This is a genomic window from Vibrio sp. D54 (genome assembly GCF_021728075.1).
In the GTDB taxonomy this organism is placed as follows: Bacteria; Pseudomonadota; Gammaproteobacteria; order Enterobacterales; family Vibrionaceae; genus Vibrio; species Vibrio alginolyticus.
Window position 1 is genome coordinate 192,711 of sequence record NZ_JAKKCS010000003.1, and the last position, 15,112, is coordinate 207,822.

The window sequence follows — 15,112 nt, forward strand, 5'->3', positions numbered from 1 at the left end:
CGTCGACCTTCCTTTTTATTATGATGTCGGACAAATCAGATTACGGTTCAAGTGGTTGCTTGAATCCATGGAAATAATGAACAAGGTTTATCGTTAGTTATGCGTAAAACACTATTAGCCGCTGCCTTACTAGTGGCATCAAGCCATGCCCTAGCTGCAAACGATCGCAATGCGCCAGCAACTATGAGCAACTTTAGCTACGACTATTTCGAAGCACGTATTGGCGCAAGTCCTGTGACATTTGGTGCTGGATTCAGCAAATCAATTCACCCGAACGCGCATGTTATTGCTCGTATTGACTCTGAGTTTGAAAGTGATTTTGACTCAGCTGCAGGCTTTGGCTTCCATTCTCCGCTAAACAACTGGGCAGATCTTACTGGTGAAATGCTAATGCGCGTTGTACAACCTTCGAATGAGAGCAGCACAGATGTTGGTATGGAGCTTAACTTAGGTGTTCGCCAATGGTTAGGCCCTCAATTAGAAGTAGGCGGCAAAGTCGGCTACGTTTCTATCGATAACGATGACGATTGGACTGGATCTGCCTACGCTCGATTCCACTCAACAGAGCTTTTCTCTTTGGGTGCTGAAGCACGTATCAACGATTTTTACGGTGATCAGGTAATGTTCACTACGCGTTTTAAGTTTTAAGATTTGTGCTATAAGAAAAGAGCAAATTAAAAAAACAAAAACCGAGGTCTCTGCCTCGGTTTTTTTGTCTAATTTAATGACTAACTCAATGAAGTGGTAAAAAACTTCAACGTCCTTTTTCCGCTTTTCACACTTGCCTTTACGACCCGCTAACTCCATCGAAACGAGTCAATCATTGTGCGATCAGCTTCGCTTAGTCACACAGTGCCAATAACTGTTTTTTACGCGGCTCTTGGATCAGTTTCCAATGTACGCCATCAGTTGCACCAGCAAATTTCCACAGTAGCTTTACATCAACATCATTACCGTAAGCCGTTTTAACTTTGTTGAAGACTTTTACAGGTCCAAGTTCTAAAAAGGTTTCTACGTCATCAACACCGGCTTTCTTGACCATACGTTCAAGGGTTAGTTGCATGTTGGGTAAGTCTCTTAAGCGTCTACTGGCAGAGGACTTTTGATATTTCCGTTCCTTAATTGAGTATTCAATTGATTTCTGTACCAGTTCATCAAGCCCTACATATCCGGATTCGAATAAATCGGTTACATCATAATAATTTACGGTTGCCGTCGTCTGTTTTTTGACGTGCTTATACTTCTCACAGCTCAGTTGAGTAAACACTTCATCTAGCCCATTACCACCACGTAAGTAGCAGCAATCATTGCTGACAAGCGCAAACATAGCATCATCGGTGAATAAACCAATACCACCGAACATAGAACGTTTTTGGTACTCACTGAAGGTGCGTACATATTTAAAAAAAGCTTGGTCTGTCATGTCCATTGACCTCTTTAATCTGAATAAATTACCCCGATTAGCGATGTCACCAGATAAACAGCAGCTTATAGCGAATTATAAATGTCGATTTGTTGGCGATATTTTTGTGAGTTGTGCTCACCAACTTGCTTAATCATACTTAACGTTGAAAAATAAGTTAGGACATAGGTCACATATAAAAAAGTATAAATTCTGCATACGTGATTAGTTTCACACTTATTGTTTGTGTGGTGATATTTTTTTGACGCATAGCATGCCTAAAACACGCCATCATTATGATCTCGCTGGCAATTACGGGCACATAATACGCATTTAATTGATAAAGAATACGCTGTAAGGGTACACTGTACGAAAGATCTCAAGTACAGCGTCACAATGGAACATTTATCATTTTTTTGGCTGCCAAATAATAAAGATAAGCTTATAAACGCACTGGAATCCGAGTTTGCTCAGCTGGTAGAACAGTCCATCGCCACGGGTAAGATTTCGTTACCTCCTATTCCTGATGTCGTGCTTAAAATTCAGCAGTTATGTGTCGAAGAACACACCACGATTGCCGATGTTGCTAACTGTTTATTGGAAGATCCCGGATTAGCAGCGGTCGTTTTACGAGTCGCTAACTCTGTGATTTTCAATCGCAGAAATATCACCTGCAACGACTTAACTACAGCGGTATCTCGTCTCGGAATACTTCGTGTACGTGATATTGTTACCGCACAAGCGATCGAGCAACTTAAACACTCAGTTAATCTCACTAAAGAATGCAATGCCATCTTGGTGAAGAGTGCGGCGATATCTCGTGAGCTCGGTGCCGTCATGGTGATGTTGGTTCAATCGTTTCGTAGCCACGAGCCAGGCACTTATGGTCATCTAGAGCAAGAAAAGGCGTTATTGGTCGGTCTATTAGCCGATATAGGGTTATTTTGCCTAATTAATGAGTACCACTTGTACTTAGATAGGGGCAATTACTTAGACCCAGATATTGCATTGCAGATCTTCCAAACACGTTGTTCTGCCACAAGTAAACTGGTACTTGAGCGTTGGGGGTTTGACAACGACTTCAGAGAAGTATCCTCAAACGAAAAATACGAATTAACGCGACCAGAAGTGAGTTATCTCGACATCGCTAGAATTGCGCATCATTTATTGATGTTCCGCAATCACGATGAACGCATTGACGAACATGAAGTTGAATTCAACTTAACTGGTGCAGAAGTCTTGTATGAACTTAGTAACATGAGTGATACTGACTTCAATGATCAAATCCGTGCTGTACTGAATGCTAGCGGTTTGTAATTTATCGTTTTCTGATAATACCTTATCCGTGATAAAACGATTCGCTCAAGGCTGAGCTGTGTGTGGTGAAATGTCTCTAATTTCAACCGATAGATAATTTGATTTATGCGTGTTGATGTTATCTCAAAAAGGAATCATTGAGCTTTATGTTCTCAGGGATGCTATTTATTTTCGCTCCGCTTGTGGTGGGGTATCTAATTCCTATATCTCGATCTTCGTTATTGGAGAAGATCAATCAGTCAACGTCCTACCTTATTTACGTCATTTTGTCGTTGATGGGTCTTAGCTTAGCGGCGCTCGATAATTTAAGCAGCAACTTACAAAGTATTCTCCTCTATGCGAGTACGTTTTTTTTGTGTCTAAGTGCCTGCAACCTGTTGGCTCTGCCTATTATTGATAAAATTATTCCACTCCAGACCAATCAGAATCAAAAGAAGTTACCGTTATCTTCGATGGCTTTAGAGTCTGTTAAGCTTATCGTGGTCGTTGGCGGCGGGTTAGTGGTTGGCCTGCTGTTACCCATTGATTTAAGTTGGGTAGATACAGCAAGCGAATGGATACTCTTTCTACTTCTATTTTTTATTGGTATTCAGCTGCGCAATAGTGGGCTTACTCTGCGTCAAATCCTATTAAATAAACAAGGAATGGCCATTGCAGCCGTGGTCATCGCAACGTGTATGCTTGGTGGCGTTCTTGCAGCGGTGTTTTTGGATCTTCCTCTTTATCAAGCACTCGCAATGGCTTCAGGTTTTGGCTGGTATTCACTCGCAGGTATTTTAATGGGTGACGCTTTTGGTCCGGTATTTGGTGGCGCGTCGTTCTTGATTGAATTGATGAGAGAGCTAGTCGCACTGGTTGCCATTCCTCTCTTTATTCGTAGCTATCCGTGCACCGCAATTGGTTACGCCGGTGCAACAGCAATGGACTTCACCCTACCCGTTATTCAAACCACCGGTGGTGTGCGTTGTGTTCCTGTTGCTATCGTTAGCGGCTTTATTTTGAGTTTATTGGTACCAGTTATGATGCTTTTCTTTGTATCACTTGCTAGCTAGATCTCAGGTTTTCGCTTTAACATCCATTACAATACGGCAAAAATTTAAATACCCAGTTAACGTCAAAGTGGTCAATATTTTTTGGCAAGACCCCTCTTTCTTTTCGTCATTCAGCCCAACGATTTGTCACGACCAAATAGAAAGAAGGGAGAAACATCAACTGATGTGCATTGCGTTAATAAAGGGATAACAACCAGAAGGAAGAAGAATGAAACGCTTTGTCGTTGCAGCGCTCCTCGCTACAAGCTCAACTTTTACGCTTGCCGCAGATCAACAATGTCTTGCTAGCAAATACGATGGCTACGTCGATGCCTCACTACAGTGGTATCAAGATCTTGTTGATTTGACGGTTACCCAATATCCAGATCTGAAAGAAGTGAGTCAATGGTTCTTGGATGGACGTAAACATCACTTTGAATTAAACCGCGAAGCGGTTCACTACTTTCTAGAGAACGACCCTAGCCGCGTTGCGACGGAACAGCCAATCGAAGCATGGTTAAAACTAGAGCAACATGACGTTAAGCAGTTAGCGACCCGAAGCGATAAGTTAGGTGAAGTTGCAAAACAGACATTTAGCGACCGTCAATCAACTAACCACCCAAAAAACTACGAGCTTCGTTCAGCATTCGCTGATCTGCTTAGTCATCCCCAACAAATTGATACCGCACTTAATAAGTACAATCAGTCAATAGAAAAGATTGAAAAGCAGAAATGTGACTAAGGTTGCTCGCATTAGTCGTTGATTAGCATTCAAAAACACTAGAATGTTTTAACGTACTCAATCTAGAATTTTTTAATGTGAATATCGTAACCTTCACCTAAAATTTTCATTTCTACAACTTGGGTTTCAACAATTAAAACGGGACTTTGCGCCCGTTTTAGTTTAGATTGTGCCGCTCGCATTACCAAAATAACTACAAAGATTCTTTGCTATGGTTAAGGAACAAAAAACCGCTGATGTTAGCTTTGAGAGCTTGCTAAAGATCTTCACTGTCCCAGAAGGTCCGGACTCAACGTTAACTAAAATTGACGAGAGCCTCTCGCGAAATCTAAATCAATTTCTTCGTGAACACATCGTGGCAGAAGAAAAGCCTTTACGCGAAATCGAAAAAGACTTTTCTTCTGCTCAGATTCCTGAGCAGCCAGAGTTCGTGTCAGATCATACAGAGCACTTACTCGACACTTTGGTGTCGCACTCAGTTCACACATCTTCACCAAGCTTCATTGGTCATATGACATCGGCACTGCCTTATTTCTTGATGCCACTGTCAAAGATCATGATCGCCTTAAACCAAAACCTGGTAAAAATAGAGACTTCCAAAGCCTTTACGCCACTTGAGCGTCAAGTTTTGGGTATGCTGCATCGCTTGATATATGGTCAGAATGATACGTTTTACAATCAGTGGATGCACAGTGCAAACCACTCATTAGGCGCATTTTGTTCCGGCGGCACCATTGCCAATATCACTGCGCTTTGGGTAGCACGTAACAAAGCGTTAAGAGCCAATGGCTCATTTAAAGGCGTGGAAAAGGAAGGCCTTTTTAAAGCCATGAAGCACTATGGCTATGATGGCTTAGCGGTGCTAGTGTCTGAGCGTGGTCACTACTCCCTTAAGAAAGCAGCCGATGTATTAGGGCTAGGCCAAGAGGGTTTGGTTGCGGTTAAAACCGATACCAACAACCGTATTGTTATCGACGACCTGAAAGCGAAAATTGTTGAGCTCGAAAAACAAAACATCAAGCCTATTGCTGTTATTGGTGTGGCTGGCACAACAGAGACAGGTAATGTTGATCCATTGCCTGAAATCGCTGAAGTCTGCCAAGCTCACGGCTGTCACTTCCATGTGGATGCCGCATGGGGTGGCGCAACACTGATGTCTAACCATCACCGTCATCTTCTTAAAGGTGTGGAAATGGCAGACTCAGTAACTATTGATGCACACAAGCAGCTCTATATCCCGATGGGCGCTGGTATGGTTCTGTTCAAAGACCCTGACGCAATGAAATCCATAGAGCATCACGCTCAATATATATTGCGCAAAGGTTCAAAAGACCTAGGCAGCCATACACTAGAAGGCTCACGTTCGGGCATGGCGATGTTGGTCTACGCCGCAATGCACATCATAAGTCGCCCAGGTTACGAGCTTCTGATTGACCAAAGCATTGAAAAAGCTCGATACTTTGCGGATTTAATCAAACAGCAAGATGATTTCGAGTTAGTTTCTGAACCAGAGCTTTGTCTGCTCACATACCGTTATTTGCCGCCATTCATCCGTGAAGCATTAGCACAAGCAGAAGGCTCACAAAAAGAACAACTGAATGAGCTGATCAATGAGTTAACACAGTTTATTCAAAAGCGTCAGCGCGAAACGGGCAAATCGTTCGTTTCACGTACAAGACTGAACCCAGACCAATGGCAACGCATGAATACGATAGTGTTTCGAGTGGTTTTGGCAAATCCACTGACCACAAAAGAAATTTTGAGCTCAGTGCTTGATGAACAACGCGAAATCGCCAAGCAAGCACCAAATTTGATGAAAAGAATTCAACAGCTGGTTGTTGATATTCAATCGTCTTAACAGCCAGATCGAGTTACATCAATTTGAAATTTTTTTTCGTTTTGATGTAACTCAAACATCATTATCGTGCGACTAGCGCAACAAAACTTCGTTTACACATCCAATTCTGTAGTTTTTACAACATTTTGTTTGAGGCCTGTCAAATTCTCACTAAATAGTACCCGTTATTGGTTTAGACTGATTGAAGATCAGGTTTATACTGATTCTATGGCGCTGGTTGTTTTCGTTAACGCCCCACTCTACTCCGGAATCTTCGTGTTTCCTTTCGTTAGCAGAGCCAGCGAGTTGTTCTCTATACCCTCGTGAACACTATGAATACATTAGAAAAAATTCAAAAAAACCTGGAGAATTTCAGTAAGTCAGAGCGCAAAGTTGCGGAAGTAATTATGGCGTCTCCACAAACTGCAATTCATTCAAGCATTGCAACGCTGGCTAAAATGGCCGACGTTAGTGAGCCCACTGTAAACCGCTTCTGTCGTCGTCTGGACACCAAGGGCTTTCCAGATTTTAAGCTTCACTTGGCACAGAGCCTAGCCAACGGCACCCCTTACGTTAACCGTAATGTGGAAGAAGACGATGGCCCAGACGCGTACACCCATAAGATTTTCGAATCGACGATGGCGTGTTTAGATGTCGCGAAAAATAGCCTAGATCCAATGCAAGTGAACCGTGCGGTCGATTTGCTAACGCAAGCGAAGCGCATTTCATTCTTTGGCCTTGGTGCATCATCTTCTGTTGCCCGAGACGCACAAAACAAGTTTATTCGCTTTAATATTCCAATTACTTGTTTTGAAGATATTGTTATGCAGCGCATGAGTTGTATCAACTGCAGTGATAATGATGTTGTGGTTCTTATTTCTCATACCGGTCGAACAAAGAGTCAGGTAGAAATAGCGAACCTTGCTCGTGAAAATGGCGCAACGGTTATTGCGATTACAGCGAAGGATTCTCCTCTAGAAAAGGCAAGCTCGCTGGCCATCACGCTCGATATTCCAGAAGATACCGACGTTTACATGCCAATGGCAAGCCGAGTTGTACAAATGACAGTGATTGATGTGCTAGCAACTGGCTTCACTCTTCGCCGTGGTACAGGTTTCCGTGAGAACCTAAAACGCGTAAAAGATGCGTTGAAAGACAGTCGCTATGACAAACTAAGCCAGTACTAAGCACTAAAGCTTAGTCAATAATTTATCTAGGGGAGCTCAAGGCTCCCCTTTTGTTTTAATGCTGCTAAGGGAGCAATCACCCTAAGTCGTTGACACTCGATAAGTCCGGTCTTGATTCCAGTACTTCAACAGAACTGACATGTTGTGCACTCTCAGCTGCGCACTCTCCGCTACAATCACAGACTTGCTGCAATATGTAAATCAAACGTTCCTGATTCAGGGGTAAAGGATTCCCTTTGATTGCCATTGACTTAAGCGCATCGTTCGCCACTTGCTCAAAAGAGGTTTGGCATACTCCAAATTGAGCCAGTAGCGGTAACGCTAACTTATCTAGCACCATATTGACCCAAAGAATTCCATCGCGTTCGTTAGCGTTTACTCGCTCGGTGACTAATTGGGCCAGCTTGCGATAACGACTTATCACATCATTCCTACCCGCGAGTTTAGCGGCGTTAATGTTCTCTTGCATCACGTGCGGAGCTAAGCGAGCCGTAATAACGCTATGGGGGGCGTCTAACTTGCCTCCTAACGCCGATGCTAACCCATGAGCGGCACCTAATTTGGCATTAGTAATCGCCATACCACCAAGCAATGCAGCGAACGATAAATCAGAGCGCGCCTTATGATTATCTTGCTTACAAGCGGCAATCACTGAACGGCTTAAACGACGTAGCCCCTCTTCGCAGACCATATCAGTAAGAGGGTTTGGCTCACCACACACATACGCTTCCATTAAATGAGTGAACGCATCCATTGCGCCACGTCCAGATGTGTATTGGTCGGTCCCGTAAGTAAGTATCGGGTCTACAATGGCAACGTCTGCGAGCATATCAGGGCTTCGAAGACTCACTTTCACTTTATCTTGTCCAGATTTCAGCACAGCATTTCTGGTCACTTCTGAACCGGTGCTTGCTGTCGTAGGAATCGCAATAAAATGAAGAGGCTTTGCTTTTAAAGGGACGCTTCTTCCTACCACTTCTACGTAATCGTAAACATTGCCTTGATTGGGAATAATGGCAGCTAAGGCTTTGCCCATATCGATGACGCTGCCACCACCTATCGCAACCACCATATCAGGTTGGAATTTTCTACCGAGCACTGCGGTCTCTTCTACCATCGTGATGTATGGTTCACCAACGATAGCTACGTGCTGGTAACGCATATTTTGAGCTTTAAGATATTGGATAATGGGGGCGGCTCGTTGGGTATCCTGCCCAGTGACCAGCAAAACACTGTAGCCAAATTGATTAATAACGGATAATGAAGATTGAAGTGCACCTTCACCAAATATAATCCTTGTTGCAGTCATAAACTGAAACATACACACCCTCCCAAAAGAATATACCCAAATAACCTCTCGCCCTCTGATTTAACACTTATGTTAGAGTTGAAGTTATTTGCGTATAGCCAAAATAGATTGCTATTTTTTTAAACAAAAAAAATTGACCAATTCCACCTTGCCATCATTAACCCTTTAGAATATATGTTTTTTATGCGTCACTTCACATACTTCAGAGCCGTAAAATAAGAACACGCGTTTAGTTTTTATTCGATAGATTTCACCTATAGAACCAAGAGGTAATTGCCGCTTTATTTCCGTATCTGGATCGGGCATAGTTACTCCAACAAAAGAAAGCGCACTCAGCCGCTATGTTTTGTACGCTTTCAAAAAAGAATAGATTTAGGAGAAATAAGATTATGTTCGTTGTTATCTTTGGTCGCCCTGCATGTCCTTTCTGTGTTCGTGCAAAAGAGCACGCAGAAACGCTAAAAGCAAAACGTGATGACTTCAACTACCGTTACGTTGATATTCACGCTGAAGGTATTTCTAAAGCAGATCTTGAGAAAACAGTTGGTAAACCAGTTGAAACCGTTCCTCAGATCTTTATCGACCAAGAGCACATCGGTGGCTGCGACGAGTTCGAAGCATACGCGAAAGAGCACCTAGGTCTATTTGACGAGTAATAAAGACTGTTTTCAAAAAAGCCGCTTCATGCGGCTTTTTTATTATTTTTCAGCTGGTTATTACGTTAAGTCAACTAATGGTAAAACCTAAAAAAATTCACTTATCTTTTTGCTATATTTAGTTACAATTCACAGTTCTTAATCTTTTTTGGCACACACTCTACCGAGCCACACAGTGAACATAGACGTCGTATACCTTCTCGAGCAAAACCCTATCCTTCTAATCTTCGTCGTATTAGCCATTGGCCTTGCCATCGGAAAAATTCGATTTGGCAAATTACAATTAGGCAACTCTATTGGCGTTCTTATTACCTCTTTGGTAATGGGCCACCTTGGTTTCTCATTTAATGCAGAAGCTTTAACCATTGGCTTTATGCTGTTTATCTACTGCGTTGGCATTGAAGCTGGACCAAACTTTTTTGGTATATTCTTCAGAGATGGTAAGCATTATTTTATTTTAAGCATGACTGTTCTCGTGTCTGCGGTCAGCTTAACGTATGGCTTGAGTCACTATTTCGGCCTCGATTTTGGCTTGTCAGCCGGTATGATGGCTGGCGCGTTGACAGCAACACCAGTACTGGTTGGTGCACAAGACGCTCTAAACTCCGGCCTTGCGACTATACCGCGCAATATGGAATTTTCTCTGGTATTAGAAAATCTATCCGTAGGCTACGCGATGGCTTATCTGGTCGGCTTAATTAGCATGATCATGTTTGCTAAATTGTTGCCAAAACTGCAAAAACAAAACCTTTCTGATTCCGCGCAGCAAATCGCACAAGAGCGTGGCCTTGGAAATTCAAGCCAGAGAAAAGTGTATTTACCCATTATTCGAGCTTACCGAGTGGGCCCAGAGCTAATTGACTGGACTGATGGTAAAAACTTGCGAGAACTGGGTATTTATCGTCAAACTGGCTGTTACATTGAACGAATCCGTCGCAATGGTATTCTCGCCCACCCAGATGGTGATGCTATCTTGCAAGAGGGAGATGAAATTGCACTGGTTGGCTTCCCTGACAGCCATGCTCGCTTAGACCCTAGCTTCCGTAATGGTAAAGAAGTATTCGACCGTAACTTGCTTGATTTGCGCATCGTTGAAGAAGAAATCGTCGTAAAAAGTGACGCTATCGCTGGTAAGCGTTTATCGGATTTGAATTTGTCTGAGTTTGGCTGTTTCTTAAACCGCGTAGTTCGCGCTCAGATTGAAATGCCTATGGACTTAGACATTGTGCTCGCTAAAGGGGACGTCCTTCAAGTGAGCGGCGAGAAAAGCCGAGTACATGGACTGGCGGAAAAAATCGGTTTCATCTCGATCCACAGTCAAATGGCCGATTTGCTCGCTTTTTGTAGCTTCTTTATTTTGGGTATTCTGTTTGGCCTCATCACAATGACATTCGGTCAGGTGTCTTTCAGTTTGGGTAATGCGGTGGGTCTTCTGTTATCCGGTATTACGCTTGGTTTTTTACGAGCAAATCACCCTACTTTCGGTTATGTCCCACAAGGGGCGCTGAATATGGTCAAAGATCTAGGGTTAATGTTCTTTATGGTGGGAATTGGTCTAAGTGCAGGTGGAAAGATGTTCGAGCACCTAACGCAAGTAGGTCCAAAAGTCATTGGTTTGGCATTTATTGTCAGTGTCGTGCCTGTAGTTCTGGCTTACTTAGTTGGCGCACACGTACTCAAGATGAACCGTGCCCTGCTCTTCGGTGCCATTATTGGCGCCCGTACTTGCGCTCCAGCTATGGATGTCGTTAACGACTACGCTAAGTCCACCATCCCTGCCCTTGGTTATGCGGGTACCTATGCGATTGCGAATATTTTAATGACGCTAGCTGGTACGATTCTGATAATACTAAGTTAATACTCACTTTGACTATGAAATACAAAAAGGCGCTCAATGAGCGCCTTTTGTTTATTGGTTATCTAGTCTGTGATTCGATTAGATTTGAATGAAGTCTGCTTCAACTGCTGGATTCACATCCGCTTCGTAATCTACGCCTTCAACGCCGAAACCAAATAGTTTCAAGAACTCTTCTTTGTACTCAACGTAGTCAGTCAGCTCTTTTAGGTTCTCAGTCGTAATTTGAGGCCATAGCTCACGACAGTGCTGCTGAATGTCGTCACGAAGTTCCCAGTCATCCAGACGTAGGCGGTTCATCTCATCAACTTCTGCCGCGCTACCGTCTTCTTTGTATAGACGTTGGCTGAACATACGGTAGATTTGTTCCATACAGCCTTCGTGTACACCTTCTTCGCGCATTTTCTTGAATACCATTGCGATGTACAGTGGCATAACAGGAATTGCAGAACTCGCCTGAGTTACAACAGATTTAAGTACCGCAACATTGGCACTACCACCTGTTGCTGCTAACTTGTCGTTTAGCGCTTTCGCTGCACGGTCTAGGTCCATTTTTGCTTTACCTAGTGCACCATCCCAATAAATTGGCCAAGTTAGCTCAGTACCAATGTAGCTGTACGCGACGGTCTTACAACCTTCAGCAAGAACACCAGCATCAGACAACGCATTGATCCAAAGTTCCCAATCTTCACCGCCCATTACAGTGACAGTGTCTTTGATTTCTTCTTCTGTTGCAGGCTCAACGCTAGCTTCGATGATCACATCTTTGTTGGTATCAACAGCCGTTGATGTGTAAGTTTCACCGATAGGTTTAAGAGATGAACGAACTAATTCACCAGTTTCTGGCATTTTACGTACTGGAGATGCCAGTGAGTAAACCACCATATCGATTTGACCTAAGTCTTCTTTGATCAGCTCGATAGTTTTCTGTTTCGCTTCATTTGAGAAAGCGTCGCCGTTTAAGCTTTTTGCGTACAGACCTTCTTCACGCGCTAGCTTTTCAAAAGCAGCGGCATTGTAAAAACCTGCTGTACCTGGCTTCTTCTCAGTACCTTCTTTTTCGAAGAAAACACCGATAGTTGATGCACCGCCACCAAATGCCGCAGCGATACGAGAAGATAGACCGTAGCCACTTGATGCACCAACAACAAGAACACGCTTAGGTGCGTTTTTGATTGGACCTTGCGCTTTGGTGTACGCAATTTGTTCTTTTACGTTAGCTTCACAACCAACAGGGTGCGTTGTAGTACAGATAAATCCACGAATTCTAGGTTTGATGATCATATTCAACTTCCTTTAAAAAACCTTGTTAGGATAAAAGTTTCGTTGGGATTTCGCATCTAATTTCTGTAAAAATGCTCTTAAAAGGCAAGTGGTTGGAGCACTATCCCACCATCCACTCCCCAAGAATACAAAAAAGCACCTCATTGAGGTGCTTTTCTTAACATTAGTTGTCTATTATGCCGCCGGATTCAACTGCGACTTTTTTGGGCTATGAGTTCGCACTTCAGAAAAGTCATGACTAAAGTGGTCAACTTGAATCGCCTTGTAGCGCAATTTATCTGCAGCCATGATTTGATCAATTTCTTGCTCAGTTAACACGCCTGCTTCAAATGCTTGCTGCAAACGGTCATGCAGCAAACCTTTACGAGCCACTTTACCATCCTTCGCAGCCTTCATAAGTTTACGCTCCAAAGGTTTAATGTCGTACATTGCAAGGAATGCATTCTCCATTAAGCCTACGCTGTCATCCTCTGATTTTCCGATGTAGCACAGATGCGTGAGGCGATCACGTTGCGCGCCTGGTGTCATCATCGCTTCAGCCAAATTCACACACAGCTCATCACTTGGCTTATTGAAATGATTACCAAGCGGGAACAATAGCCCCTTAAGCACACCGCCAACGTATTTCACAGGGAAGTTGGTGTAAGCCTCATTTAATGACTTAGAAGCGTTATACAAACAGTGTTGAACAGCGTAATGAACGAAGTCTAGATCGCCTTGTTGACGGCCTTCATCTTCATACTTTTTCAAGGCAGCAGATGCCATGTATAGATAGCTTAATCCATCACCCAAACGTGCGGAGATCATTTCTTTACGCTTCAAGTCTCCACCTAAGGTTAACATCGCAAAGTCTGCACTTACTGCAAGTGCACGACTGAGACGAGTAATGTCTTTGTAGTATTGCTGCGTTGGGCCACTCATGTGCGCGTTAACAAATCGAGAACCAGTTAGTGCTGCACCAAATGCACCGAATGTATTACCGAGCGCGTGCTTGATGTGTTTAAAGAGTAAGTTGTCAAATTCTTTCGCACCTTGTTCAGAATCTGGATTCGCCGCTGCTTCCATTTCTTTTAGAACATATGGGTGACATCGAGTCGCACCTTGACCAAAAATCATCAGGTTACGAGTCAGAATATTCGCGCCTTCAACGGTGATAGCAACCGGGATACCAAGGTAATGTTTAGCAAGATAGTTCATTGGGCCATCTTGAATCGCACGACCCGCATGGATATCAAACGAATCATTTAGAATGGTACGCGCGATTTCCGTCATGTGGTACTTGGCAATCGCGGTTACAATCCCAGGTTTTTCTTTCATATCGAGAGAAGTCGTCGTTAGCGTACGCGTCGCTTCTAGTAGGTAAGTAAGACCACCAATGCGCCCCATTGCTTCTGCAACACCTTCAAACTTACCGATCGACATTCCAAACTGTTTACGCACGTAAGCATAAGCACCTGTTGTACGTGTAGTAAGGTGACCAATCGCTGTGCCAAGCGCTGGAAGAGAGATACCACGACCAGCAGAAAGACACTCAACCAGCATACGCCAACCTTTACCTGCGTAATCAGCGCCACCGATCAACCAGTCCATAGGGATGAAGACATCTTCACCACGAGTTGGGCCATTCATGAACGCAGACCCCAGAGGATCATGGCGCTCGCCTATCTCGACACCTTCATGGTCAGCGGGAATCAACGCACATGTAATGCCAACCTCTTTCTTGTCTCCAAGTAGCCCTTCAGGATCCTGCAGTTTAAATGCTAACCCGAGCACTGTCGCAACTGGCGCAAGCGTGATGTAGCGTTTATTCCAACTAACTCGCACGCCAAGCACTTCTTTGCCTTCATGGGTGCCGTAACAAACCACGCCTTGATCAGGTATGCCACCAGCATCAGAACCCGCTTCAGGGCCAGTTAGGGCGAAACAAGGGATGTCTGTACCATCAGCTAAACGAGGCAACCAGTAATCTTTTTGCTCTTGCGTACCATAGTGCGATAGCAGCTCACCAGGGCCAAGAGAGTTTGGTACCATTACCGATACCGCGGTACTGATACTTCGAGTCGCAATACGAGAAACAATGGTTGAGTTCGCCAAAGCGGAAAATTCACGACCACCATATGCTTTCGAGATGATCAAAGAGAAAAATCGCTCTTTACGTAGGTATTCCCATACTTCAGGTGGTAAATCCCTGTCTTCTTTGACAATCTTCTGGTCATCAAGCATTTCTAGCAGGGTTTCAAGCTCATTATCCATAAATGACTGCTCTTCTGCCGTCAGTGTAGGCGTTGGATAATGATGCAATGTTGTGAAGTTTGGCTTGCCTGAGAATAGTTCGGCATCCCACCATACACTACCCGCTTCCATCGCCTCTTTCTCGGTGCTAGACAGAGGTGGCAATACTTTTTTGAACACTTTAAAAGCCGGGTCACTAATCCATTTTCTTCGTAGAGAGCTCATAGTTCAGATCCTTTTGTTCACGTAACCGCTCGGGG

Annotated in this window: 12 protein-coding genes; 8 read left to right on the plus strand and 4 right to left on the minus strand. The window is 43.7% G+C overall.

Annotated features, from left to right (window positions below; all coding sequences use genetic code 11):
* Window positions 1-99 precede the first annotated feature (99 nt).
* Window positions 100-648: a hypothetical protein gene (locus L3V37_RS05465; protein WP_005378006.1), complete on the plus strand. Its 549-nt coding sequence runs from the start codon at window positions 100-102 to the stop codon at window positions 646-648.
* Between the two features lie 193 nt (window positions 649-841).
* On the opposite strand, the gene L3V37_RS05470 is transcribed toward L3V37_RS05465, so the two are convergent.
* Window positions 842-1,429, minus strand: a complete 588-nt coding sequence (locus L3V37_RS05470) for a TfoX/Sxy family DNA transformation protein (protein ID WP_005378007.1) — start codon at window positions 1,427-1,429, stop codon at window positions 842-844.
* Between the two features lie 369 nt (window positions 1,430-1,798).
* On the opposite strand from L3V37_RS05470, the gene L3V37_RS05475 reads away from it, so the two are divergent.
* From L3V37_RS05475 to L3V37_RS05495, 5 genes are all read left to right on the plus strand, one after another.
* Window positions 1,799-2,719, plus strand: coding sequence for an HDOD domain-containing protein (locus L3V37_RS05475; RefSeq protein WP_005378009.1), 921 nt, complete (start codon window positions 1,799-1,801; stop codon window positions 2,717-2,719).
* A 146-nt stretch (window positions 2,720-2,865) separates the two neighbouring features.
* Window positions 2,866-3,771, plus strand: a complete 906-nt coding sequence (locus L3V37_RS05480; protein WP_025766847.1) for a lysine exporter LysO family protein — start codon at window positions 2,866-2,868, stop codon at window positions 3,769-3,771.
* Window positions 3,772-3,979: 208 nt separating this feature from the next.
* A complete protein-coding gene (locus L3V37_RS05485; protein ID WP_017634875.1) occupies window positions 3,980-4,492 on the plus strand; it encodes a hypothetical protein in 513 nt (170 codons plus the stop codon).
* 211 nt (window positions 4,493-4,703) lie between these two features.
* Window positions 4,704-6,350, plus strand: a complete 1,647-nt coding sequence (gene panP, locus L3V37_RS05490) for a pyridoxal-dependent aspartate 1-decarboxylase PanP (RefSeq protein ID WP_104975246.1) — start codon at window positions 4,704-4,706, stop codon at window positions 6,348-6,350.
* A 311-nt stretch (window positions 6,351-6,661) separates the two neighbouring features.
* Window positions 6,662-7,516: a MurR/RpiR family transcriptional regulator gene (locus L3V37_RS05495; protein WP_005378021.1), complete on the plus strand. Its 855-nt coding sequence runs from the start codon at window positions 6,662-6,664 to the stop codon at window positions 7,514-7,516.
* Window positions 7,517-7,592: 76 nt separating this feature from the next.
* Here L3V37_RS05495 and L3V37_RS05500 read toward each other — a convergent pair whose 3' ends face one another.
* The gene (locus tag L3V37_RS05500) at window positions 7,593-8,837 is read right to left on the minus strand and encodes an iron-containing alcohol dehydrogenase (RefSeq protein ID WP_237305971.1); all 1,245 of its coding nucleotides are present in this window, start codon (window positions 8,835-8,837) and stop codon (window positions 7,593-7,595) included.
* A gap of 377 nt (window positions 8,838-9,214) precedes the next feature.
* Between L3V37_RS05500 and L3V37_RS05505 the strand changes: the two genes are divergently transcribed.
* Window positions 9,215-9,481, plus strand: coding sequence for a GrxA family glutaredoxin (locus L3V37_RS05505; protein WP_005378026.1), 267 nt, complete (start codon window positions 9,215-9,217; stop codon window positions 9,479-9,481).
* Between the two features lie 175 nt (window positions 9,482-9,656).
* Window positions 9,657-11,339: an aspartate:alanine antiporter gene (locus L3V37_RS05510; RefSeq protein WP_005378028.1), complete on the plus strand. Its 1,683-nt coding sequence runs from the start codon at window positions 9,657-9,659 to the stop codon at window positions 11,337-11,339.
* Window positions 11,340-11,417: 78 nt separating this feature from the next.
* On the opposite strand, the gene fabV is transcribed toward L3V37_RS05510, so the two are convergent.
* Both fabV and L3V37_RS05520 read right to left on the minus strand, forming a co-directional pair.
* A complete protein-coding gene (gene fabV, locus L3V37_RS05515) occupies window positions 11,418-12,620 on the minus strand; it encodes an enoyl-ACP reductase FabV (RefSeq protein WP_005388648.1) in 1,203 nt (400 codons plus the stop codon).
* Window positions 12,621-12,794: 174 nt separating this feature from the next.
* Entirely contained in the window at window positions 12,795-15,077 is a 2,283-nt protein-coding gene (locus tag L3V37_RS05520) for an acyl-CoA dehydrogenase (RefSeq protein ID WP_017634878.1), read from the minus strand.
* Between the last annotated feature and the right edge of the window lie 35 nt (window positions 15,078-15,112).